Raw genomic sequence first — 19,763 nt, 5'->3', positions numbered from 1 at the left:
ACCCAATGAGTTCAGCGGTAAGTGAAATGACGCGTGGTCTCGCCGCTGGGAGGGTAAAGCGTGTCTGGATGACGATGAAGGTGCGATGCGGCCGGCCAACGGGTTCACGCCGGCCATGTTCGCCCGCACTTCACTTCATGCGCTTGGAGCAGGCGCCAACCGATCCAGATGGCTGACAATCATCGACGCGACCATCGCACATACGTTTTTGGGGTCCATGGACTCATCGAACAACAGTTCGATCGTGGCGTGAATCATCTCCACCGCGACACGGGCAGCGGTGGCCAGCTGTTGAGGATCGGCCTGTGGAAATATCGCCGCGAGGATCTGCGCCTGTGCGGCGGACACCTTGCGGTGGGAGTCGAGCCGCACGTGCTCCAGTGCCGGTACGGCGCGCAAGCCCTTGAGAATCCACATGCCGCCCAGCGTCGCCTGGGTGACCCGGTAGGTGTCCAGGATCAGCTCGGCGAGCGCCGACTCCAGGACTTCGGGCGGTCCGGACAACAGCTGCGGCGTGATCCAGTTGTCGATCAGGCCGTTCTGTTTCTCCAGCAGACGTTCACCCAGCACGCTCAGCAGTGCGTATTTGTTCGGAAAGTAGCGGTACAGCGCCGGCGGCGTCAGCCCGGCACATTCGCAGACCAGGTTGGTGGACAGGCGTTCGATGCCAACGTCGCACAGGGTCTGCGCGGTGGCGACCAGGATGCGTTCGTAGGTCTCGGTGCTGCGTTGCTGTGCAGGCGGCTTCTTGTGTTCCTGGGTTTTCCCGGTGGCGGCGGCGCGGGCGCTGGCAGTGTTGGGCTTGACCATAGGTACCTGGCAAAAAAGGGTGAAGAGTCAGCTTATCAAAATGAAAAAAAATGTTGCTGAGCTCGATAATGGTAGTTATAACTATCGTGTAGCGATGACTATCATAACCGATGTGTCGTTAGTGTGACGGTCTCTTAAAACAAAAAATACAGGTGACTACTTATGAACGCTCGGCAATGGCTTTTCCTTTCCCTGGCACTGGTGTGCTCTTCCAGCGGTTATGCGGCAGCGGGCCCACAGGAGGCCAAGGGCCTGTGGCTCACGTCGGAAAAGGACGCTGTGGTCAAGGTAGACGATTGCGCCGACAAGCCTGGCGCGCTGTGTGGAAAGGTGGTCTGGGTCAAGGACGTGGCCTCCACCACAAACGATTGCGGCGTACAGATCATGCAGCTGGAGCGTTTTGACCAGCAAGCGTGGCGCGATGGCTGGGTGTTCGACCCCCGTGATCATAAAAAATACAAAGGCGTCGTTCGGGTCAAAGAGGGAATCCTCAATGTCCGGGCTTTTGTCGGCACCGAGATTCTCGGCAAGACAGAGCAATTCGAACGCATTGCCTCACTGCCTCCTGCACCGGTTTGCACTTTGTAAATCCGACCTTTCTTGTAGGAGAGCCTCATGCGTGCAACAACACACCATTATCTGATGGCCGCCTTGCTGTGGCCCATTGTCAGCCCATCCCTGGCCTTCGCCGACGAAATGGCCAGCTATGCCATCGATGTCACGGCCAAGGCGGTATCCGACGTCCGCACTCGGGGCGTTTCGGATTCCTTGAATCATCCCGGCGCCCGCGTCACCGTTCAGGTTGCCCATGAAAGTGGCCTGGTCGCGCTTGCCGAGTTCACCACCGTCAGCAAAAAGCAGTTTCTTGAAGGTGATGGACTGGGCGTCTTGCTCGCCGGCGGTTATCGCTTTGGCGACCCGGAAGCGTGGCACTACGGCGTGGGCCTGGCGGCGGAGATGTTCCCGGGGGCGCAGTTCAAGGCGCCGAACAAATTCGACTTCGACACTTTCACTCCAACCGATGAGCGTACGACCAACTACAACAGCCAGTTCGCCGTGCTGGAAATCGGTTACGGCGCGCTGGAAGGTCGAGTCGCGCGGGTCTTGTCAAAAACCTACCGTGGTGCCAACACCGGTGGCGTGTGCGGGGCCCAGTTGCAGTTCCGCGACGATCCCACCAAGGGCTTGGAATGTTACGCCAAGGGCGACCGCAACTCCCGTGGCAGCATGCTCTATGACCTGGACTACAAATACGCACTCGGCATGAACACCACGCTCAAGCTGCATGCGGGCTATCAGCAAATCGTCAATTTCTCCGAAGCGAACGCGGCGGACTACGACATCGGCCTGATCCATCACTTGTGGGGCTTCGATTGGGGGCTGGACTTTGTCACCGCCAAGACGCGCGCGCGCGAGTTGTACATGGCCGAGGACGACGGCCATGTGCGCGCCACGGATGAAAACCGTTGGGTGGCGTCGATTTCGCGTACTTTCTGAGTAGACCTTTATGACTTCGCTTTTCTTATCCCGGACGCCTCAGGCGGCCACCGGTCTGGAGCAACTTGTCCTCGCGGTGGACCTCGGCACCTCCGGTTGCAAGTGCGCCCTGGTTTCACTGGAAGGCGATATTCGCGCATGGGCGTTTCACAGCGTGCCGCTGCATGTGAACGGGTTGAGTGTCGAGCAGGCGCCGCAGGACTGGTGGGATGCCTTCCTGCGCGGCGCCAACGAACTGTTGGGCGCCGACCCCGCCAGGCGCCGCCAAGTGATCGCGGTGTGTTGTTCGACACAGAGCGAAGGCACGGTGTGCGTGGATCGGGACGGCGTGGCCATTGGGCGCGCGATGTTGTGGCTGGATAAACGCGGCGCCGGTGCGGTTAAAAAACGCATGGGAGGAGGGCGATTCAGCCTGGCCGGGTACGGGCCGCTCAAACTCTGGCGCTCACTGCGCCTGACCGGTGGCGTGGCTTCTTTGTCCGGCATGGATTCGGCCGGGCACATGGCCTACATCCTCGATCATGAGCCGCAGCGTTACGAGCGAACCCACAAGTTCCTCAACGTACTCGACTACATGAACCTGCGCCTGTCGGGTCGCTATTGCGCCACCAACGACTCGATGCTGACCGCCTGGATCACCGACAACCGCGATCCCCACCGCATCCGTTACGACGACGGCCTGGTCAAGGCGCTGGGCATCGAGGCGGGCAAACTGCCTGAGCTGGTCCGCTCCACGGATGTTATCGGCACCTTACGCCCGGAGCTTGCCGAAGCGCTCGGTCTGGCGCGCACCACGCAAGTGGTAGCGGGCGCCGTCGACACCTCGGCAGTGGCCGTTGGCGCCACTGTCAGTGACTTTGCCCCACACCTGTATCTGGGAACCTCATCGTGGGTGGGCGCACATGTCCCCTTCAAGAAAACCAGCGTGCGTCACCACATTGCGGCGGTACCCAGTGCGGTCAACGGTCGCTACCTGGCGATGGCCATGCAGTCGGCGGCGGGCGCTAACCTTTCATTTCTGCGTGACAAGGTGCTGTACCACCCGGATGAGCTGCTCAGTGATGAACAGCAACCGGACGTCTACGCCTTGCTTGACCGTATCGCCGCACGGGTACCGCCAGGGTCGAGAGGCTTGATCTATACGCCCTGGTTATGTGGCGAACGCTCGCCGATCAGTGATCCGAGCCTGCGCGCCGGTTTGTTCAACCTGAAACTGGAGCACTCACGGGAGGACATTATTCGCGCCTTCATGGAAGGGGTCGCGCTCAATACGCGCTGGATGTTCGAACCGTTCGCGCGCTTTCTCGGCCAGCCCAGCGATGTGATCGTGGCCACCGGTGGCGGTGCCCAATCGGACGTGTGGTGCCAGATCATGGCTGACGTCTGTGGGCGCGTTATCCAGCAGCCGCAGAACGCGATCCAGACCAATGCACGCGGGGCGGCGTTCATTGCGGCGGTGGCGTTGGGCAAGCTGCAGTTTCACGACCTACCCAGTCTCAAACGCCCGCACCGCCTGTTTGAACCGTCCCGTGCCACTCGCGCGCTGTACGACGATCAATTCGCCACGTTTCAGGAGGTTCGCAAACGCCTCGCGCCCCTTTACCGACGCCTGAACCCTCCACAGGAGACTGCCTCATGAGTCATGTCCAAGAGCAAATTGTCGAGCTCTCGCAGCATCTGTGTCACCGCGGCTTTTTTGCGGCCACCGGCGGCAATCTCGCGTTGCGCATCGATGCGCAACACATCGCCGTCACGCCGTCGGCCACTGACTATTTCACCATGCGCCCCGAGGATGTCTGCGTGCTGCGCCTCAAGGATCTGGCGCAGCTCTCCGGCGAACGTGCCCCCACGGTTGAAAGCGGGCTGCATGCAAAAATCCTGCGGGCGCGCCCGGACGTGCAGTGCAGCATTCACACGCATCAACCCGTAGCCAGTGCTTGCACCTTGCTCGGCGAACCGATGGATGTGCCCAACCCTGAACTGTGGGATTCCTTGGGTAAACACATTCCCCTGGTCGGGTATGCACCTTCAGGCTCCAACTGGCTGGCCGGCAAGTTCGGCCGGGCCATTCGCTGGGATTACAACGCGTACCTGATGCGCAACCACGGGGTGTTGTGCTGCGGCCCGGATGTCGAGACCACCCTGGCGCGCCTTGAGGACCTCGAGACCTTTTGCCGTGACTACCTGTTACGCCAAATCACCGAACAGTCCCGGCATAAATCACAGTCACCTGCCGCCGTCGCACGTCTGGTCGACGCACTGGTGCGTTCCAGCGCTGCCCAAGCCCACTCTTCTTCCGAGACCCCATCATGAACAAACCTCTTGATCCCATCACATTGCCTGCGCCGATAGATTCAGCGGTTTCGCAATGGCCGGATGTCGACTCGCTGTATCGGCGTTTCGATGCGCTGGTCAAGCAGCCGATTCGCCCCTTGAAGCGTGAGGCGCTGAACAAGGTCATGGGCTACTTCGACGAGCGCTGCCAGGGCTCGCGACGCCTCGCCGAGGAAGCGAAGAAATTCATACCCGGTGGCGTGCAGCACAACCTGGCGTTCAACCACCCGTTCCCGCTCGCTGTCGCCCAGGCCAAAGGCGCGCACCTGATCGATGTGGACGGCAACCGCTATATCGATTTTCTACAGGCCGGCGGTCCGACCTTGCTGGGCTCCAACCACCCGGCGATTCGTGAGCAGGTCAACCGCATCCTCGACGACTGCGGCCCGGTCACCGGCCTGCTGCATGAATACGAGGTGAAGCTGGCGCAGTTGGTCTGTGAAGTGATGCCCGGCGTCGACATGGTGCGCCTGTTGGGCTCCGGTACCGAGGCGGTCATGGCGGCGGTTCGGCTGGCGCGTGCGTATACCCGCAAGAAATGGGTGATCAAGATCGGCGGCGCGTATCACGGCTGGAGTGACCAACTGGTGTATGGCATGCGCTTGCCGGGCACCGGCCGCATGGAGGCCGTCGGTATCCCGCGCGGCGCCACGGCCCACACCCAGGAGAGCCCGCCGAATAACCTGGATGCGTTGCGTCGGCGCTTGCAGATCAATCGTCTGCGCGGCGGTACGGCGGCGATCATGGTGGAACCCTTTGGCCCGGAAAGCGGCACACGCCCGGTACATCCGGACTTCAACCGTCAACTGCGCAAGCTGTGCGACGAATTCGACACGCTGCTGATTTTCGACGAAGTGGTCACCGGTTTCCGTGCCGGCCTGGGCGGTGCGCAAGCGTATTTCAACGTGATGCCGGACATCACCGTGCTGGGCAAATGCCTCACCGGCGGCTACCCGATGGCGGGCGCTATCGGTGGGCGCAGGGATGTCATGCAGTTGCTCGCCGGCGGCATCGGCACCTCGGCGCGCCGGGCGTTTGTCGGTGGCACGCTGTCGGCCAATCCGCTGTCTTGCGTCGCGGGCTACTACGCCTTGCTCGAGGCGCGCAAACTGAATGCGCCGGCCCTGGCGGGACGCGCCGGCGACCGCATGCGCAAGGGGCTGGAAGAAATCATCAACCGCCGCGGTTTGCCGTATGTGGCCTATAACATGGGCTCGATCGTGCATTTGCAGACCTCCGGCGTGCTGTTGCTCGACACCAGCAACCCGCTCAAGCTCCTGCGCGCGCGCAATGAGGCCAAGTCGCGCAAGCACATGATGGAAGAGATGGGCGCCGCGTATACCGCGCACGGCTTGATCACGCTGGCCGGCAGCCGGATCTACACCAGCCTGGCCGATACCGATGATGTCATCGACGACGCGCTCGAGCGATTCGACGCCGTTTTCCAACTGGTGTGAGGTGAGCACGATGCAGGATGTACTGCGACAACAATGGCTGGAACTGCAGCAACGACTTATCGGCCTGGTGCAGGCGGGAAGCAGCGTCTCCTTGCGGATTCCGGGGAAGGAAAGCATGTGGTGGGGGCTGGTGGATGACCTGAGCCCCGCCCGTATCGATTGGCCGGTGCATGTCATGGGTGACAGCCAGATCCACCATGTGATCTACCATGCCCGCTCGGACGTAGGCGCCATTTTGCTGGGCGGGGGCGACTTTGCCCGTAGCCTTGCGGATTTCGGCGGGGTCATGCCTATTCTGTTCGACGAGCAGGCGCGGCATATTGGCCATATGGGCGTACCGGCGGCTTCAATCCAGGACATTGCCACGGCCTTGCAGCGCGGCGGTAACGCGGCATTGATCAAGGGCGTGCCTGCGGTCCTGGGCACCACCGGTACGCGAATGGCGATGAATGCGCAGCTGTTTGAAAAGTGCGCCAAGGCCTTCACCCTCGCCAAGGCGTCCGGGGCCAGGATGACGCTGCTGCCCTGGTGGGTCGTGCGGGTGGCCAACAGTCGCCTGATGAAAGATGAGAAACGCGCGACGCAGTGTTTTGCCCGAGGCGAAATTCCGCCGGAAAATCGCGGTTACTAAAACCCTTCAAGAGGTGTAACGCCATGCACATGTCGTCCGCTGTTTCCCGTAAACACCTGAGCGCCGCCTTGGCGCTGGGCTCGATCGCTGTGCTGATGGTGGGGCTGCAACCCTTGCTGCTGGGGGAATTGCTGGAGCAAAACCGTCTGTCACTCGAGGGTGTCGGTCTGGTCGCGATGGGCGAAATCCTTTCGTTGGGTTTGGGAGTGGTCCTGGGGGATTTATTGCGTTCGGTGTTCAGCCTGCGCGTGATCACGGTCGTCGCCATTCTGGCGGCATCGGGCATGGATCTGGTCACGGCCAATACCACCGGGGATGGTGCGCTGGCATTGACGCGGTCGTTGGCCGGGTTGGCCGAAGGCCTGCTGTTATGGGGCACCGTCAACTTGATCATCCAGGGGCCGGCGCCTGATCGCGTCGCCGGTGTGTTCATGGTGGTGCAAACCCTCGGCCAGGCACTGGTGGCGGCGGTGCTGGCGTACTGGGTATTGCCGCTTCAGCGCACCTCGTCTTTTGGCTTCGTGTTCCTGGGGGCACTGACGGCGGCGTCCCTGGTGTTGGTTCGGTGGCAGCCCAATCGCCTGGCCAGTCAGCAAGCACAGTGCACCGCGGATGCCGGTTTTTCATGGGGCCTCAACCATGTGTTGCTGCTGGGGCTGGCCTTCATGCAACTGAGCGCCGTCGGTGGGCTGTGGGCTTACCTTGAACCGCTAAGCAAATACGTGGGGCTGGATGCACAAAACGCACAACTGCTCGTCTCCGGCACACTGCTGATGCAAGTGTTGGGCGGGTGCCTGGGGATTGTGCTGGTGCGCCGCGTTTCGGATTTCGGATTGTTGGCCGTCGCCGCGGTGTTGTTAGGCGGTATTGCCCTGGGCATGTATTTTTCCGCCGACATGGGCGTTCGGCTATTCCTGGCGTTGTGCGGCGCGTTTGGCCTGGTCTGGCTGATGCTGACGCCGTTCCAGGTCCGTATCGCACTGCAGCTTGATCCTTCGGGACGAGTCGCGGCGCTGGTGCCGGGCATGCAACTGTTGGGGTGCGCCTTCGGGCCTTTGATGGCGTCGCAGTGGGTGGTGGGGGAGAACGCTCAGTACGTGTTGCTGGTCAGCGCCGTGTTCTCGCTGATTGCCCTGACCTTGGTTGGTTTGCTTCGCCGATGCCCGGCGAGCAAGCGCGTCAGTTTCGCGGGCAAAGTGGTGTTGGTGGTGGGCGCGTCCTCCGGCATGGGCCGTGGGCTGGCGGTGCGTCTGGCGCAGGAGGGCGCCTGTGTGGTGGCCACGGCCCGACGCAAGGAATTGCTGAGCGACCTGCAACTGGAAATCACGCTTCAGGGGGGACAATGCCGGGTTTCGGCGGTGGATGCCCTGGATGTACAGGCCGCCGCCGGCCTCGTGGATGAAATCGTCGAGCACTATGGCCGGCTCGATGTGATCGTGCTCAATGCCGGCGGCGCGCCCGCGTTGGATATGCGCGAAATGAAAGCCGCCGACGTCACCGCGTACATGCGCTCGAACTACGATGTGGTGGTCAACTACTTGTTCCCGGCCCTGGAACAGATGAGTCGCCAGGGCCATGGGTTTGTGGTGCACACCAACTCCCTCGCGGGTTTCCTCGGCGTGACCTTGCAAGGGCCCTACAGCGCAGCCAAGGGCGCACTGCGCTTGCTGATCGATACCTGCCGTATCGAGTTTGGCGGCCGTGGCATTCGCTTTCTATCGCTCTACCCAGGGTTTGTCGCCACCGCGCAAACGGCGAACGATGGCATGCCGGCACCGCTGGAAATTTCCGAAGCGGCAGCCGTCGACCATATGTTGTATGCCATGCGCAGTCAGCGCTGGGACTACTTGTTTCCCTGGCCGATGAGGTGGGTGATCCGCCTGGCCAGAGTCATGCCCAAGTCGCTCACATTGTGGGTGTTGCGCAAGGAACTGCCGAGCGCGCAGGTGGCGGGTGCGCAATGTGAGGCACGCATGTCACTGAATAAACCGGGTTGACCCTCAACGCCGGCGCTGTTCGCTGGGCAAGGTGCCGGTCCACCGCTTGAACGCCCGCCGCAGCACGCGGGCGTCGCTGTAGCCGAGGGTATGGGCAACTTGCGCCAGGGTCATGGCGGTATTGCTCAGCAAGTCTCGGGCGCGTTCGTGGCGGATCTGGTCGAGCAATTCGCTATAGGAAACCCCGGAGGCTGTCAGACGGCGGCGCAAGGTGCGTTCACTCATGTTCATCTGGCTGGCATACGCCTGCAGTGCCTGCGGATCGTCCAGGTGGGTGCGAATATGGCTGCGTAGCGTTTCGATCAGCGCATCGAAACTCACGCCACGGTTGAGCAATTTGTCGAGTTTGGCGCGCAGAGGCGCACAGGTGATGTCGTCATAATCGGGCAAGCGCGTGGTCAGCCAGTGAGCCTCGCTGATCAAGCGGTTTTTGCCGGCCTTGAACTTGATGGGGCAGCGAAATACCCGGCTGTAGGTATCCGCATAGGCCGGGCGTGAATAGGCCAGTTCGACGCGCAGTGGCGTGAAGCGCTGGCCCACCAGCCGTCGCACAATGGCCACGGCGCTGGAAAACGCCTCTTCCACCAGAAACGGCTCGATGTCCAGGTCAAACACTTTGGGTTTGACCTCAATGATCAACGCCTCTTTCTGCCGGCTGGCTTGATGCTCCATCAAGGCCCCGGTGTCACCCTGATGCTCCAGCCCGTAGCTCATCGCTTCGCCGAGGGTCTTGCAGGTCAGCATCGCCAGCCCTGCAAAACCCCATGACACCGGCGTCTGCCGTATCCCCGTCGATAACCCCAGCGCCGGATCGCCCATGGCCCGCTGTGCGCGGGTGATCAATGTGCGGGTCTGGCGGTAGGACAAACGCATGTCCAAGTCCAGCAGTTCCTCGTAGCCGAAGCCCAGCCCGCGGCAGAGGCGCTCGGTGGACTGCCCGCTTTCACTGACCAGGCTGAGCAAGGCGCGTGCAACGTTGGGCACCACCACGGCTTCGTTGTGCTGTGGGTGCTGGGTCCAATCGTGGGCGTCACCGGCAGTCTCGAACATGGGCAGGACTCTTGGCTTGTGAACAGGCGGGTATCTGGGCGCTAATTTGTCCGGTAAAGAACCCTTCCTGACCGCCAAAGCCCCGTGCCTGGATGATGCGTGCTTTACATTCCAGGTTCAAAGCCTATCTAACAATAAAGGAAGGAATCAGCCATGAGTGCGCTCGGGAATACCTCTGTGATCGATCAGGGCGACAGCGTTTGTATCATCGGTTCGGGGGCGGGTGGTTTAAGTGCGGCGCGCGCCCTGAAAGCGCAAAACATCGCCTACGATCAGTTCGAGCGGCACGCGCAAGTGGGTGGCATCTGGGACATCAATAACAGTGGTACACCGATGTACGAGTCGGCGCACTTCATCTCTTCTCGTGACCTGTCCGGCTTCGTCGGTTTTCCCATGCCCCGGGATTACCCGGACTACCCCTCGCACCGCCAAATCGCTCACTACCTCAGGAGTTTCGCCGACGCCTTCGGCTTGCGCGAGGCGATTCATTTCAATACCTCGGTCAGCCTGATCGAAAAAGACCCTGAAAACCGCTGGCGGGTGACGCTCAGCGACGGTGTTGTAAAGCGCTATCGCTGGGTGATATTGGCCACCGGCACCAACTGGAAACCCAACCTGCCGTCATTCCGAGGAGAGTTCAACGGCGAAATCCGTCACTCCAACACGTTTAAATCCGGGCGTGAGTTCCAAGGAAAACGCGTGCTGGTGGTCGGTGCCGGCAATTCCGGCGCGGATATTTCCTGCGAGGCGGCGATCCATGCCGACCAGGCCTTTATCAGCATGCGCCGCGGTTATTATTTCATTCCCAAGCATGTGTTCGGCATGCCGGTCGACAAGTTCAACGAAGGCCCGCATTTGCCGTTGTGGTTGGCGCGGCCGGTGTTCAAAGGGCTGTTGCGCTTGTTGGTCGGCGACCTGACACGCTGGGGGCTGCCGAAGCCGGATCACGCGTTGTTCGAAACCCACCCGATCATCAATTCGCAACTGCTGCACCATCTGCAGCACGGCAATATTTCCGTGCGCAAAAACATTGACCGCTTTGAAGGCGACAGCGTGGTCTTTGAGGATGGTACTCGCGAGCAGGTCGACCTGGTGCTGTGCGCGACGGGCTACCAGTGGGGGGCCGATTGCGCGACGCAGTTTTTCGAGTGGAAGAACGGGCGCCCGCTGATGTACCTGTCGATGTTCAGCCGCACCCACCGCAACCTCTGCGCCATTGGCTATCTGGACCAGAACTCCAGCGCGTTCAAAACCTTCGATACCCAGGCGCTGACCCTGGCCGCGTATTTCCGTGCGCAGCTTGAAGGCTCGGCGACGGCCTTGCAGTTCGAACAACTGATCCAACGCGATGAGCCTGACCTGAGCGGCGGTATTCAATTCGTCAAGTCGGACCGCCATGCGGTGTATCTGGACGCGCGCGCCTTCCTTGCCTACCTGGAAAAGCTGCGCGCCGACCTGAACTGGCCAGCCTTGGGCGAGCATACCTACGATGCCCTGAAGCAGTCCTCTCGTCAGGCAATGATGACACCCCAGCCGGCGCCGGTATTGCAGGAGGTCAGCGTCCATGGCGAGTAATCGGATGTTTACGGGCTGGGTTGCGCTGATCACTGGCGGCGCGGGTGGATTGGGCCGTGCGATTGCCGCCGCGCTGATCGGGCGCGGTATCAAGTGTCTGCTGGTGGACATCGACCCTGATCGCCTGGCACAGGCAAGCAGAGCCCTTGGACCGATGGCACTGACTTACCAGGCCGACCTGACGGACGCCACGGCGCTGGAAGGGCTGATCAACCATGTGCGTGATGAGTTTGGGCGCCTGGACCTGCTGGTCAATAATGCCGGGATACTCAGCAACACGCCGTTCGAAGTCCGCTCAATGCAATCGATCAGCCATGAAGTGCAGCTCAACATGCTGGTGCCGATCGCGCTGACTCAGGCGTTCCTCGGGTTGCTGCAACAGGCTCTTGACGGTCGGGTGATTTCCATCGTGTCGGTGGGTGGGTTATTCCCAATGCCGGAAACCTGTATTTATTCGGCGTCGAAGTTCGGTCTGCGCGGGGCGATGCTGTGCCTGGGGCTGGATGGTAAACGGCTCGGCGTCACGTTCACCATCGTCAACCCATCGGCCACCGAAACGCCGATGCTGATGCGCGAGGCGATTGAGGACGGTAACAAAATGCAGTTCCTGGACCCACCGCAAATGCCCGAGGACGTGGCTCAAACCGTGCTCAAGGCGCTGGATAAACCTCGCTTGGAGATGTTCGTAAGACCGAGCGAATCCTGGACGGCACGCCTGGTGATGCTGGCTCCCGGTATCTTGCCCCGGGTGTTGCCGCTGTTTCAGCGCAAAAGCGAAACCGGCCATCGCAACTACCTGGTTTCCCTTGAGCAGCGGGGCTTGATAACCCGCGAGGGGCAGGGCTGGCGCCTGAAGTTGCCGGAGAACTGATTGTGCCTTGCAGACGCACTGACTTTGCATCAGCCTCCGGCCAGTATCCCCAAGCCCAGAGTCCAGCGCTGAGCACTGGACTGACTTTATTGCAAGGGGCCCACTACTTGCCGATAACGCTCTTCCCCTTGCGGCGTCTGGCGGGTCAGCTTGATCTCCAGGCCGAGAGGGTCGTTCTTGCGGTTGCCGGCGAGCTGACGCCAGCCTTTGCCGGCTTCCCAGAAGCGTACCTGCAGGTCACTGATGCCGGACAATGCCGCCGCTGCTTTTTTGGGCGCAGGTAAGGGGTATCGGTCACTGGCCGCTGATGTGGCGCGGTACAAGGTGTCGCCGTCCAACCACCAGCGCACGCGTTGCAAACCGATCTCTGGAGGTGCTGCGCTACGGATGACGTTCAGTTGGAAATCATGATTGTCGGCGCTGCGAACGCTGACTGCCGGGAGGGCGTCGGGCTGCTCGTCCTCGGTCAAGCCTGGGGTGCGCAGCTCGCTACTGGCGCGCAGGGCCAGGTCGCGTTCCAACTGGTTCAATGTGCGCAATAACGCCTGGGTCTGCTCCGTACTGCTCTGCAGATGGCTGTCGGCCCGGCTCACGCTGTCGAGGCCGCGCCAGGCGATAAGGCTGACAATGGCCATCAGCATGATCGCCACCATGACCTCTATAAGCGTAAAACCGTGCTGGTCTGTTTTCATGGTTCGTTCGCCACACGAACTTGCCCGGTCGCGGTGAGTTGAACGGTGAGTTGGTGCTGGCCATCCGAGAGCCGCAACTGGAGAGGGGAGGCGAACCATTCGGCATTCACTACCACTCGTTGTCTGGGGGTTACGCGCACGCTCATTGACGGCGTTTCCCAGGCCCGGGGACGCAGTTGCGGGTCGTTCACAAAGTGATCCCAGCCATGGCCTGATTCGCTGCGACGGCTGAAGCGGAAACCTTTACTGTCTGCCTGCCAGGTGATTGGGCGGCCGTCGGCACGGGCTTCGGCCTGGGCGATTTGCAGCCTCTGGGCCACTTGGTTGGCGTCCTTGCGCAGTAACTGCAACGGGTCGGGTTTGATACTCAGGCTGATGGCTGCACTGGCAATGCCGATGATCACCAGCACCACCATCAACTCGATCAGGGTGAAGCCCCGCTGGTTGTCCGTGTTCATGACACAACGCTCCTTCGTCATGGATCTCTCCTGTAGACTGCCCCGCAGGACAACAGGGAGGTTTTGTCTTGGTCTCTATTTTTCGTTTAACGGCACCGCGGCTATTGCAGGCAGTGGCGTTGGCCACGGCGCTCGCGGGTGTGCTGGTCTGGTCTTCTGTCTTGCTGACGTCGGCCGAGTCCCAGGCGCCGCAGGTTGAGCCCCCCGTTCTGGTCGCTCGCCCGGATACGACGGCGCTGCAGTGGATTTCCAACCAGCCGGCTGCGGTGGAGATCAAGGTCTCTGGCGTGATGGCCGGTGCGCGGGGAGCGGTGGCGATCCTCAGCCTGAACGGGGGGCCGCCGCGCAGCTTTGTGGTGGGTGAATCGTTGGCCCAGGGCGTTCGCCTGGTGGCCATCGAGGCGGATGGTGTGGTCATTGGGCGTGGCCCGCAGAACTCGCGCATCACCGTCAGCACGCTGCCGAACGCCGTGGTTCTACCCCGATTGACCCAACCTTGAGCACGCTCATTGGCGCGCTTCCTTTGGCGGATTCAGCAGGGTTTCCAGTCGCGCCAACGGTGGCGCCTCACGCTTGCGCTCCGACACCTCAACCGTGACACGCAACAGGCGCCCATCGGCAGCCGGTGCAATGGTTTGTTCGCAGAGCAGCTGTAATTGTCCCTGATCACAGTCAAACGCTTTGTGCCCCGAGGAGAGTCGTCCGTCCAGGCGCAATTCGGCGAGCCTGCCTTGAGCCGACAACAAAGCAATCGAACGATCGCGCAGCAAGCCGTTGCTCTGGGTCATCAGGCCTGCAACGCGGACTGCGGCCGACATCGCGACGGCAATGATCGCCAAGGCCACGAGCACCTCGATCAACGTAAAACCTTGCTCCTTGCGCGACAGCTCCATGGGTCACTCTTGGTGTAAAAACACGTCGCAGGATAGCACTCGCAGAGCCGCGGGCAGCGGCCAATTAATTTTGCTATCCGGCTAGTTAGTTTTGTTACACTGCGCGCCGAATTAGGATCAAACCAAGGATGGTGGATATGGATTTCGCGCGCATCAAATATGGGTCTGGCGGCCGTCACGCTCAGCACGGTTTCACCCTGATCGAGATCATGGTGGTGGTCGTCATCCTTGGCATCCTGGCCGCGATTGTCGTACCCAAAGTGCTTGATCGCCCGGATCAGGCCAGGGCGATTGCGGCGAAGCAAGACGTCGCCGGCCTGATGCAGGCGCTCAAGCTTTATCGCCTCGACCACGGCACCTATCCCAGCATGAACCAGGGCCTCAAGGTGTTGGTGGAGCGCCCGGCGGATGCAAAAAATACCCAGTGGCGTTCTTATCTGGAACGCCTGCCCAACGACCCATGGGGCCGTCCTTACCATTACCTGAATCCCGGCGCGAACGGCGAGGTCGATATCTTCTCTCTCGGTGCCGACGGCCAGCCGGATGGTGACGGCGTGAATGCCGATATCGGATCCTGGCAGCTTTAAGCGCCGTCATGAAATCGCAGTCGCCGACAGTGGCGAAACAGCGCGGTACGGCGATTATCAGCGCGTTGTTGATCGTCACGGTGGTCGCAGTGATCGCCGCCGGCATGCTCACTCGCCAAAGCATTTTTACCCGTTCACTTGAGGCTGAGCAGGCGCGTGTGCAGGGCAGCGCATTGTTGCTGGGCGGGTTGGAAGTCAGCAGACAATTGCTCAGGGATGCCCGCGAGCATGATGCGCTGACCCGGCTCGACCAGCCTTGGGCGCGGCCGATCAATACGGCGCAGGACGGCCAATTTGAGGGTCATCTCGAGGATCAGCAAGGCAAGTTCAATCTCCGTAATTTAGTCGCCCGCGAGCACGTTGATCTTGGCCAGGTGCGCAGCTTTGAACGGCTGTGCGACATGATCGGTATCGAGGCCCACCTGGCGCAGCGCATCAGCCGGCGGGTCATTGCGGCTTACCCGCGCAGGCCGGTTGCATCAGCCTCGGGGCAGCCTGGGCCGCTGTTACCCGCCACCCAGCCGATGCTGCGCACGCTTGACCAACTACGCGGTATTGACGGTCTCAGTGAGCGACTCTTGGCACGGCTGGCGCGTTACGTGAGCATTATTCCGGCCAACACATGGGTCAACAGCAACACCGCCAGCGCCGAGGTCCTGGCGGCGGTGGTGCCCGGCTTGTCACTGTCGCAGGCCGGCGCGTTGGTCGCTGAACGTGACCGCGGCCAGTGGTTTGTCAATCGAGGTGACTTCGTCAATCGCGTGCAATTGCCCAACCTGAGCGTGGATGAACTGCGCGTGGGGGTCACCAGTGAGTGGTTCATGCTTCATGGCCAGGCCCATCGCAATCAGCGCCGTGTTCATATGGATGCGCTGTTGCATCGCCCCGAAGACGCAATGCCCAAGGTCATCTGGTCGAGGCTGGGCGTATGACCGGCCTGCGCATTGCCTTGCCTGCGCTGGGTACCTTGACGTCACACAGCGAGCTTGAGTTCGCACAACTGGACCGCAAGGGACGGGTCAGCCAAACCGGCATCAGCACCCTTGAGAAGCTGGGGCAACCCACCAAGTCTCAGCTCGTCGAATGTTTCCTTCATCCGATGGATACGGTACTCACACGCATAGCGCTGCCGCCTCTATCACCGGCTCGTATCGGTGCGGCTGTCACTTGCGCCGCACAGGCGCTGATCCTGGGGCGAAGCGAACAGATGCATGTGGCGCACAGTGCCCGCCACGCGGACGGGCAGGTGCATTTGAGCTGGCTGCCAACGTTCGACCTCGATCGCCTTGGTCAGTTATTGGGCCGGCATCGACTCAAGCTGCGCGGCCTTTACCCGGCACCTTACCGCTTAGCCGTACCACCGGCGGGGCAGATCAGCGCGTGTGTGGTGGACGGTCAGTTGTTGCTGCGTTTCGCCCTTGAGCAGGGGACCGTGGAACCGTTGGTTGAGGACACCTTGCAGGCGCTCGCAGCCACTGGCGAAACGCTGTTGTGGTCCGTCGATCACCAACGCTGGAGCGGCGCAGTCCCTGGCTGGGGGCTGCATGGCGGGGTGGCTAAGCGCACCGCCCACGCTGCAGGCTGGGGGCGGGCATTAGGCTGTTGCGCACTGGCCGTTGGCATTTGGGTGGTCGGGCTGAACCTTTATGCTGCCCGCGAAGCGGCGCAAGGGCAGCAGCTCAAACAACGGATGAATCAACGCGTAAAGCAAACATTTCCAGAGCTGCCGGTGATTCTCAATCCCTTGCAACAGGCCCGTCAGCAACTGGCGATCCGGCAAGGGGGCGGGGCGGCTACTCATGATTTTACTTTCCTGGTGCGGCAAGCCGCGCTTGCGTTGCCGTTCATGGCGGGCAGCGTCGAGCAAATGACATTCAGCCAGCGCCAGTTGCAGGTGCGGATGACGGACGAGGCACCTCCCGTTGCCGACGCTGCTGCGCAACTGACATTGAACCAGGCCGGGCTTTCCGCCAACCGCGATGAGCGCACCTGGACGTTGAGCAGGCTGGCGGACGCAGTGTCGAGTGAGCGTAATGCCACCTTGGAAAGCGACGATGAGTAATCAGCTGCGGGTGATGTTTGGAGGGCGTTGGAAGGCATTGGTCCCGCGCGAACAACGCATGCTGATTGGCGCGACGGTGTTCTTCGCGAGCTTGTTGGTGTGGTCGTTGCTGATCCGGCCACCGCTCAAGGATATTGAGTATTGGCAAACCGAAACCCCAAAATTGCGCGCCCAGAACCAGGCGCTGGAGCTGTTGCTTGGCGAGGTCGCGATACCCGCTGGGTCGAGCATTGAACAATCATTGCAGCAATCGCTGGACACCGCTGGCCTGGCGGGGCGCTACCGATTGCAGGCCAGTGATGCATCCTGGCAATTGACGTTCGCAGAGGCACCCGCCGATGCGGTGATCGCCTGGCTATTGAGTTACCCCAATCAATTTTCACTGGAAGTGGTCGAGGCTCGCCTGCAGCGTGCGGGCGAGGCCACGACCGATAACACGGCTGGCACGCTCTCGGGAACCGTCCGTATGGATCAGATGCAAGGCGCTAAGGAAGCATCATGAAGTGGTCAGGTTCCAATTATGTACGCACGGCCGCGCCGTTTCTGTTACTGGCGCTGGGCGCATGCAGCTCACTCCCTCCAGCGCAGTCGCCGCGGGACAGTGAACTCGGTCTGCCCCTGGCCACCACCCAACGCAGCGGCGATGCGTTGGTCGACAGGCAGCGCGCGCAAGTGCAGATCGAACGACAGCCGCGACCGTTGCACAAGGTCACCCGCAGCGCGCACAACGGCGCTGCCGGTCGGACGCAAACGGCACCGAGCAAGCCTTTGGGTGATCAACCCATTACGTTGAATTTTGTCGAGGCCGATATTCAAGCGGTAGTGCGAGCGTTGTCCCGCGCCACCGGTCAGCAATTTCTGCTCGACCCCCGCGTCAAGGGCACGCTCACGCTGGTCTCCGAAGGGCAGGTGCCGGCGCATCAGGCCTATGACATGCTGCTGGCGACGTTACGTATGCAAGGGTTCAGCGTCGTGGATGTGGGCGGCATCGCACAGGTGGTGCCCGAGGCTGATGCCAAGCTGCTGGGCGGGCCGGTCTACAGTGCCGACAGCGTCGGCAGTAACGGCATGCTCACACGTACGTTTCGCCTGCAGTACGAAAACGCAGTGAACCTGGTCCCGGTATTGCGCCCGATCGTTTCACCCAACAACCCGATCAATGCCTATCCGGGCAACAACACCATCGTTGTCACCGACTACGCCGAGAACCTCACACGGGTGGCGCAGTTGATTGCAGGCATCGATACCCCAAGCGCCATCGACACCGACGTGGTGCAGGTTCAGAACGGTATCGCCGTGGATATCGCCGAGATGGTTGCGCAACTGCTGGAACAGCCGGGCAGCGATGCGACGCAGAAAATCACCGTGGTGGGCGATCCACGCTCCAATGCCATCGTGATTCGTGCCGGTAGCCCGGAGCGAACCGACTTGGCGCGTAATTTGATTTACAAGCTCGATAACGCCCAAGCCAACCCCAGTAATTTGCACGTGGTGTACCTGCGCAATGCCCAGGCGGCAAAACTGGCTCAGTCGCTGCGCGGTTTGCTGACGGGTGAAAGCGACAAGGGAGGGGGCGACAATGCGCGTTCGGTGCTCAGCGCGATGGGCGCCACTACCACGGGCAGCCAGATCGGGCAGAGCAGCAGCCAAGGCACTGTCAATAACGGCAATGATGAGTCGGCGCTGATGGCAAGCAGCTCGACCGGCCAACCCGGCGAGCAACAGAGCGAGCAGAACGTTGCCTTCAGCGCCGGCGGGGTGACCCTTCAAGCGGACTCGACCACCAACACCTTATTGATTTCCGCCCCTGAACCGCTGTACCGCAACCTGCGGGAAGTCATCGACATGCTCGACCAGCGCCGCGCCCAGGTCGTCATTGAAAGCCTGATCGTTGAAGTCAACGAGGACGATGCCAACGAGTTCGGTGTGCAGTGGCAAAGCGGCGACCTGGCCGGTAAAGGCGTGATCGGCGGAGCCAACCTGGGCGGTACGGGCTTTAACCTCAATGGCAAGACCAGCGTTGACGTGCTGCCCGGCGGCCTCAGCCTGGGCTTTATCAACGGCAGCGTGGATGTGCCCGGCATTGGCAAGGTCATGGACCTCAAAGTGTTGGCTCGCGCCCTGAAAAGCAAAGGCGGCAGCAACGTACTGTCGACGCCGAACCTGCTGACCCTGGATAACGAAGCCGCGAGCATTTTCGTGGGGCAGACCATTCCGTTTGTCAGCGGCAGCTACGTCACGGGCGGCGGCGGTACCAGCAACAACCCGTTCCAGACCGTCACCCGCGAAGAGGTCGGCTTGAAACTGAATGTGCGCCCGCAGATCTCCGAAGGTGGCACGGTCAAGCTCGATATCTACCAGGAAGTCAGCAGCATCGACGAGCGCGCCTCCAGCAGCGCGACGTCGGCCGGCATCGTCACCAACAAGCGCGCGATCGACACCAGTATTTTGCTCGATGACGGACAGATCATGGTCCTCGGCGGCCTGCTCCAGGATGGCTACAGCCAGAGCAATGAAGCCGTACCGTGGCTGTCGAGCATTCCGGGGCTGGGGGCGCTGTTTCGCAACGAGCGACGGGCCATCGCCAAGACCAACCTGATGGTGTTTTTGCGCCCGTATATCATCCGCGACAGTGGCGCCGGGCGCGCAATCACCCTGAACCGGTACGACTACATGCGCCGCGCTCAGGGGCATTTGCAACCGGAACATAACTGGGCATTACCCGACATGCAGACGCCTCAATTGCCCGAGGCGGCCCAGGCCGTGCCGATAGGGGGTGCCCAACCACGCGCGACGCACCGCGCGGTACCGCAGGCCGCCGCGCCAGCGGGGCGAGAGGTGTATTGAGT

Annotated in this window: 20 protein-coding genes; 15 read left to right on the top strand and 5 right to left on the bottom strand. The window is 61.5% G+C overall.

What is annotated here, in order from left to right; genetic code table 11:
• Nucleotides 1–135: 135 nt before the first annotated feature.
• A complete protein-coding gene (locus TU82_RS23065) occupies nt 136–810 on the bottom strand; it encodes a TetR/AcrR family transcriptional regulator (RefSeq protein ID WP_057725555.1) in 675 nt (224 codons plus the stop codon).
• A 162-nt stretch (nt 811–972) separates the two neighbouring features.
• On the opposite strand from TU82_RS23065, the gene TU82_RS23060 reads away from it, so the two are divergent.
• The 7 genes from TU82_RS23060 to TU82_RS29030 are packed head-to-tail and all read left to right on the top strand — an operon-like array spanning nt 973 to nt 8,726.
• The gene (locus TU82_RS23060) at nt 973–1,398 is read left to right on the top strand and encodes a DUF2147 domain-containing protein (protein WP_003173760.1); all 426 of its coding nucleotides are present in this window, start codon (nt 973–975) and stop codon (nt 1,396–1,398) included.
• 27 nt (nt 1,399–1,425) lie between these two features.
• Nucleotides 1,426–2,307 carry a TorF family putative porin gene (locus tag TU82_RS23055; RefSeq protein ID WP_057725554.1) on the top strand — a complete coding sequence of 294 codons (882 nt, stop codon included), beginning with the start codon at nt 1,426–1,428 and terminating at the stop codon, nt 2,305–2,307.
• A 10-nt stretch (nt 2,308–2,317) separates the two neighbouring features.
• The gene (locus tag TU82_RS23050) at nt 2,318–3,946 is read left to right on the top strand and encodes a xylulokinase (RefSeq protein ID WP_057725553.1); all 1,629 of its coding nucleotides are present in this window, start codon (nt 2,318–2,320) and stop codon (nt 3,944–3,946) included.
• Complete coding sequence (locus TU82_RS23045; protein WP_057725552.1) at nt 3,943–4,620, top strand: class II aldolase/adducin family protein; 678 nt, start codon at nt 3,943–3,945, stop codon at nt 4,618–4,620. Before TU82_RS23050 ends, TU82_RS23045 begins: the two co-directional genes overlap by 4 nt.
• Nucleotides 4,617–6,098, top strand: a complete 1,482-nt coding sequence (locus tag TU82_RS23040) for an aspartate aminotransferase family protein (RefSeq protein ID WP_057725551.1) — start codon at nt 4,617–4,619, stop codon at nt 6,096–6,098. The genes TU82_RS23045 and TU82_RS23040 overlap by 4 nt, the downstream gene beginning before the upstream one ends.
• Before the next feature lie 10 nt (nt 6,099–6,108).
• Nucleotides 6,109–6,729: a hypothetical protein gene (locus TU82_RS23035; protein WP_057725550.1), complete on the top strand. Its 621-nt coding sequence runs from the start codon at nt 6,109–6,111 to the stop codon at nt 6,727–6,729.
• A 23-nt stretch (nt 6,730–6,752) separates the two neighbouring features.
• Nucleotides 6,753–8,726, top strand: a complete 1,974-nt coding sequence (locus tag TU82_RS29030; RefSeq protein ID WP_057725549.1) for an SDR family NAD(P)-dependent oxidoreductase — start codon at nt 6,753–6,755, stop codon at nt 8,724–8,726.
• A gap of 3 nt (nt 8,727–8,729) precedes the next feature.
• On the opposite strand, the gene TU82_RS23025 is transcribed toward TU82_RS29030, so the two are convergent.
• On the bottom strand, nt 8,730–9,776 hold the full coding sequence (locus TU82_RS23025; RefSeq protein ID WP_057725548.1) for an AraC family transcriptional regulator: 1,047 nt from the start codon (nt 9,774–9,776) through the stop codon (nt 8,730–8,732).
• A 153-nt stretch (nt 9,777–9,929) separates the two neighbouring features.
• Between TU82_RS23025 and TU82_RS23020 the strand changes: the two genes are divergently transcribed.
• Together TU82_RS23020 and TU82_RS23015 are read left to right on the top strand one after the other, a co-directional pair.
• Nucleotides 9,930–11,351, top strand: coding sequence for a flavin-containing monooxygenase (locus TU82_RS23020; RefSeq protein WP_057725547.1), 1,422 nt, complete (start codon nt 9,930–9,932; stop codon nt 11,349–11,351).
• Entirely contained in the window at nt 11,341–12,222 is an 882-nt protein-coding gene (locus tag TU82_RS23015; protein ID WP_057725546.1) for an SDR family NAD(P)-dependent oxidoreductase, read from the top strand. The genes TU82_RS23020 and TU82_RS23015 overlap by 11 nt, the downstream gene beginning before the upstream one ends.
• An 86-nt stretch (nt 12,223–12,308) precedes the next feature.
• On the opposite strand, the gene gspJ is transcribed toward TU82_RS23015, so the two are convergent.
• Nucleotides 12,309–12,914, bottom strand: a complete 606-nt coding sequence (gene gspJ / locus TU82_RS23010) for a type II secretion system minor pseudopilin GspJ (protein ID WP_057725545.1) — start codon at nt 12,912–12,914, stop codon at nt 12,309–12,311.
• Nucleotides 12,911–13,372 (bottom strand): type II secretion system minor pseudopilin GspH, encoded by a 462-nt coding sequence (gene gspH / locus TU82_RS23005; protein WP_057725544.1) that lies wholly within the window; start codon nt 13,370–13,372, stop codon nt 12,911–12,913. Before gspH ends, gspJ begins: the two co-directional genes overlap by 4 nt.
• 68 nt (nt 13,373–13,440) lie before the next feature.
• On the opposite strand from gspH, the gene TU82_RS23000 reads away from it, so the two are divergent.
• On the top strand, nt 13,441–13,872 hold the full coding sequence (locus tag TU82_RS23000; RefSeq protein WP_057725543.1) for a type II secretion system protein N: 432 nt from the start codon (nt 13,441–13,443) through the stop codon (nt 13,870–13,872).
• Between the two features lie 6 nt (nt 13,873–13,878).
• Here TU82_RS23000 and gspI read toward each other — a convergent pair whose 3' ends face one another.
• Complete coding sequence (gene gspI / locus TU82_RS22995; protein ID WP_057725542.1) at nt 13,879–14,265, bottom strand: type II secretion system minor pseudopilin GspI; 387 nt, start codon at nt 14,263–14,265, stop codon at nt 13,879–13,881.
• A 137-nt stretch (nt 14,266–14,402) separates the two neighbouring features.
• On the opposite strand from gspI, the gene gspG reads away from it, so the two are divergent.
• Genes gspG through gspD form a run of 5 tightly spaced genes read left to right on the top strand, consistent with a single transcriptional unit; the run spans nt 14,403 to nt 19,761 of the window.
• Nucleotides 14,403–14,852, top strand: coding sequence for a type II secretion system major pseudopilin GspG (gene gspG, locus TU82_RS22990; RefSeq protein WP_057725541.1), 450 nt, complete (start codon nt 14,403–14,405; stop codon nt 14,850–14,852).
• An 8-nt stretch (nt 14,853–14,860) separates the two neighbouring features.
• The gene (gene gspK / locus TU82_RS22985; RefSeq protein ID WP_057725540.1) at nt 14,861–15,784 is read left to right on the top strand and encodes a type II secretion system minor pseudopilin GspK; all 924 of its coding nucleotides are present in this window, start codon (nt 14,861–14,863) and stop codon (nt 15,782–15,784) included.
• Nucleotides 15,781–16,914, top strand: coding sequence for a type II secretion system protein GspL (gene gspL / locus TU82_RS22980; RefSeq protein ID WP_057725539.1), 1,134 nt, complete (start codon nt 15,781–15,783; stop codon nt 16,912–16,914). The genes gspK and gspL overlap by 4 nt, the downstream gene beginning before the upstream one ends.
• Nucleotides 16,907–17,416: a type II secretion system protein M gene (gspM, locus tag TU82_RS22975; RefSeq protein WP_173667464.1), complete on the top strand. Its 510-nt coding sequence runs from the start codon at nt 16,907–16,909 to the stop codon at nt 17,414–17,416. The genes gspL and gspM overlap by 8 nt, the downstream gene beginning before the upstream one ends.
• A complete protein-coding gene (gene gspD / locus TU82_RS22970) occupies nt 17,413–19,761 on the top strand; it encodes a type II secretion system secretin GspD (RefSeq protein WP_057725537.1) in 2,349 nt (782 codons plus the stop codon). Before gspM ends, gspD begins: the two co-directional genes overlap by 4 nt.
• Nucleotides 19,762–19,763 lie beyond the last annotated feature (2 nt).

Origin of the sequence: Pseudomonas orientalis (assembly GCF_001439815.1) — a bacterium.
In the GTDB taxonomy this organism is placed as follows: domain Bacteria; phylum Pseudomonadota; class Gammaproteobacteria; order Pseudomonadales; family Pseudomonadaceae; genus Aquipseudomonas; species Aquipseudomonas orientalis.
This window is presented reverse-complemented; position numbering and strand designations above follow the sequence as displayed.

Bases quoted from the DNA above. Each gene is read 5' to 3' on its own strand.
- gspK (WP_057725540.1), top strand. From the start codon at position 14,861: ATGAAATCGCAGTCGCCGACAGTGGCGAAACAGCGCGGTACGGCGATT.
- TU82_RS23015 (WP_057725546.1), top strand. From the start codon at position 11,341: ATGGCGAGTAATCGGATGTTTACGGGCTGGGTTGCGCTGATCACTGGC.
- gspJ (WP_057725545.1), bottom strand. From the start codon at position 12,914: ATGAAAACAGACCAGCACGGTTTTACGCTTATAGAGGTCATGGTGGCG.
- gspD (WP_057725537.1), top strand. From the start codon at position 17,413: ATGAAGTGGTCAGGTTCCAATTATGTACGCACGGCCGCGCCGTTTCTG.
- TU82_RS23045 (WP_057725552.1), top strand. From the start codon at position 3,943: ATGAGTCATGTCCAAGAGCAAATTGTCGAGCTCTCGCAGCATCTGTGT.
- TU82_RS23025 (WP_057725548.1), bottom strand. From the start codon at position 9,776: ATGTTCGAGACTGCCGGTGACGCCCACGATTGGACCCAGCACCCACAG.
- gspI (WP_057725542.1), bottom strand. From the start codon at position 14,265: ATGGAGCTGTCGCGCAAGGAGCAAGGTTTTACGTTGATCGAGGTGCTC.
- gspG (WP_057725541.1), top strand. From the start codon at position 14,403: ATGGATTTCGCGCGCATCAAATATGGGTCTGGCGGCCGTCACGCTCAG.
- TU82_RS23040 (WP_057725551.1), top strand. From the start codon at position 4,617: ATGAACAAACCTCTTGATCCCATCACATTGCCTGCGCCGATAGATTCA.
- gspL (WP_057725539.1), top strand. From the start codon at position 15,781: ATGACCGGCCTGCGCATTGCCTTGCCTGCGCTGGGTACCTTGACGTCA.
- gspM (WP_173667464.1), top strand. From the start codon at position 16,907: ATGAGTAATCAGCTGCGGGTGATGTTTGGAGGGCGTTGGAAGGCATTG.
- TU82_RS29030 (WP_057725549.1), top strand. From the start codon at position 6,753: ATGCACATGTCGTCCGCTGTTTCCCGTAAACACCTGAGCGCCGCCTTG.
- gspH (WP_057725544.1), bottom strand. From the start codon at position 13,372: ATGAACACGGACAACCAGCGGGGCTTCACCCTGATCGAGTTGATGGTG.
- TU82_RS23065 (WP_057725555.1), bottom strand. From the start codon at position 810: ATGGTCAAGCCCAACACTGCCAGCGCCCGCGCCGCCGCCACCGGGAAA.
- TU82_RS23055 (WP_057725554.1), top strand. From the start codon at position 1,426: ATGCGTGCAACAACACACCATTATCTGATGGCCGCCTTGCTGTGGCCC.
- TU82_RS23020 (WP_057725547.1), top strand. From the start codon at position 9,930: ATGAGTGCGCTCGGGAATACCTCTGTGATCGATCAGGGCGACAGCGTT.
- TU82_RS23050 (WP_057725553.1), top strand. From the start codon at position 2,318: ATGACTTCGCTTTTCTTATCCCGGACGCCTCAGGCGGCCACCGGTCTG.
- TU82_RS23060 (WP_003173760.1), top strand. From the start codon at position 973: ATGAACGCTCGGCAATGGCTTTTCCTTTCCCTGGCACTGGTGTGCTCT.
- TU82_RS23035 (WP_057725550.1), top strand. From the start codon at position 6,109: ATGCAGGATGTACTGCGACAACAATGGCTGGAACTGCAGCAACGACTT.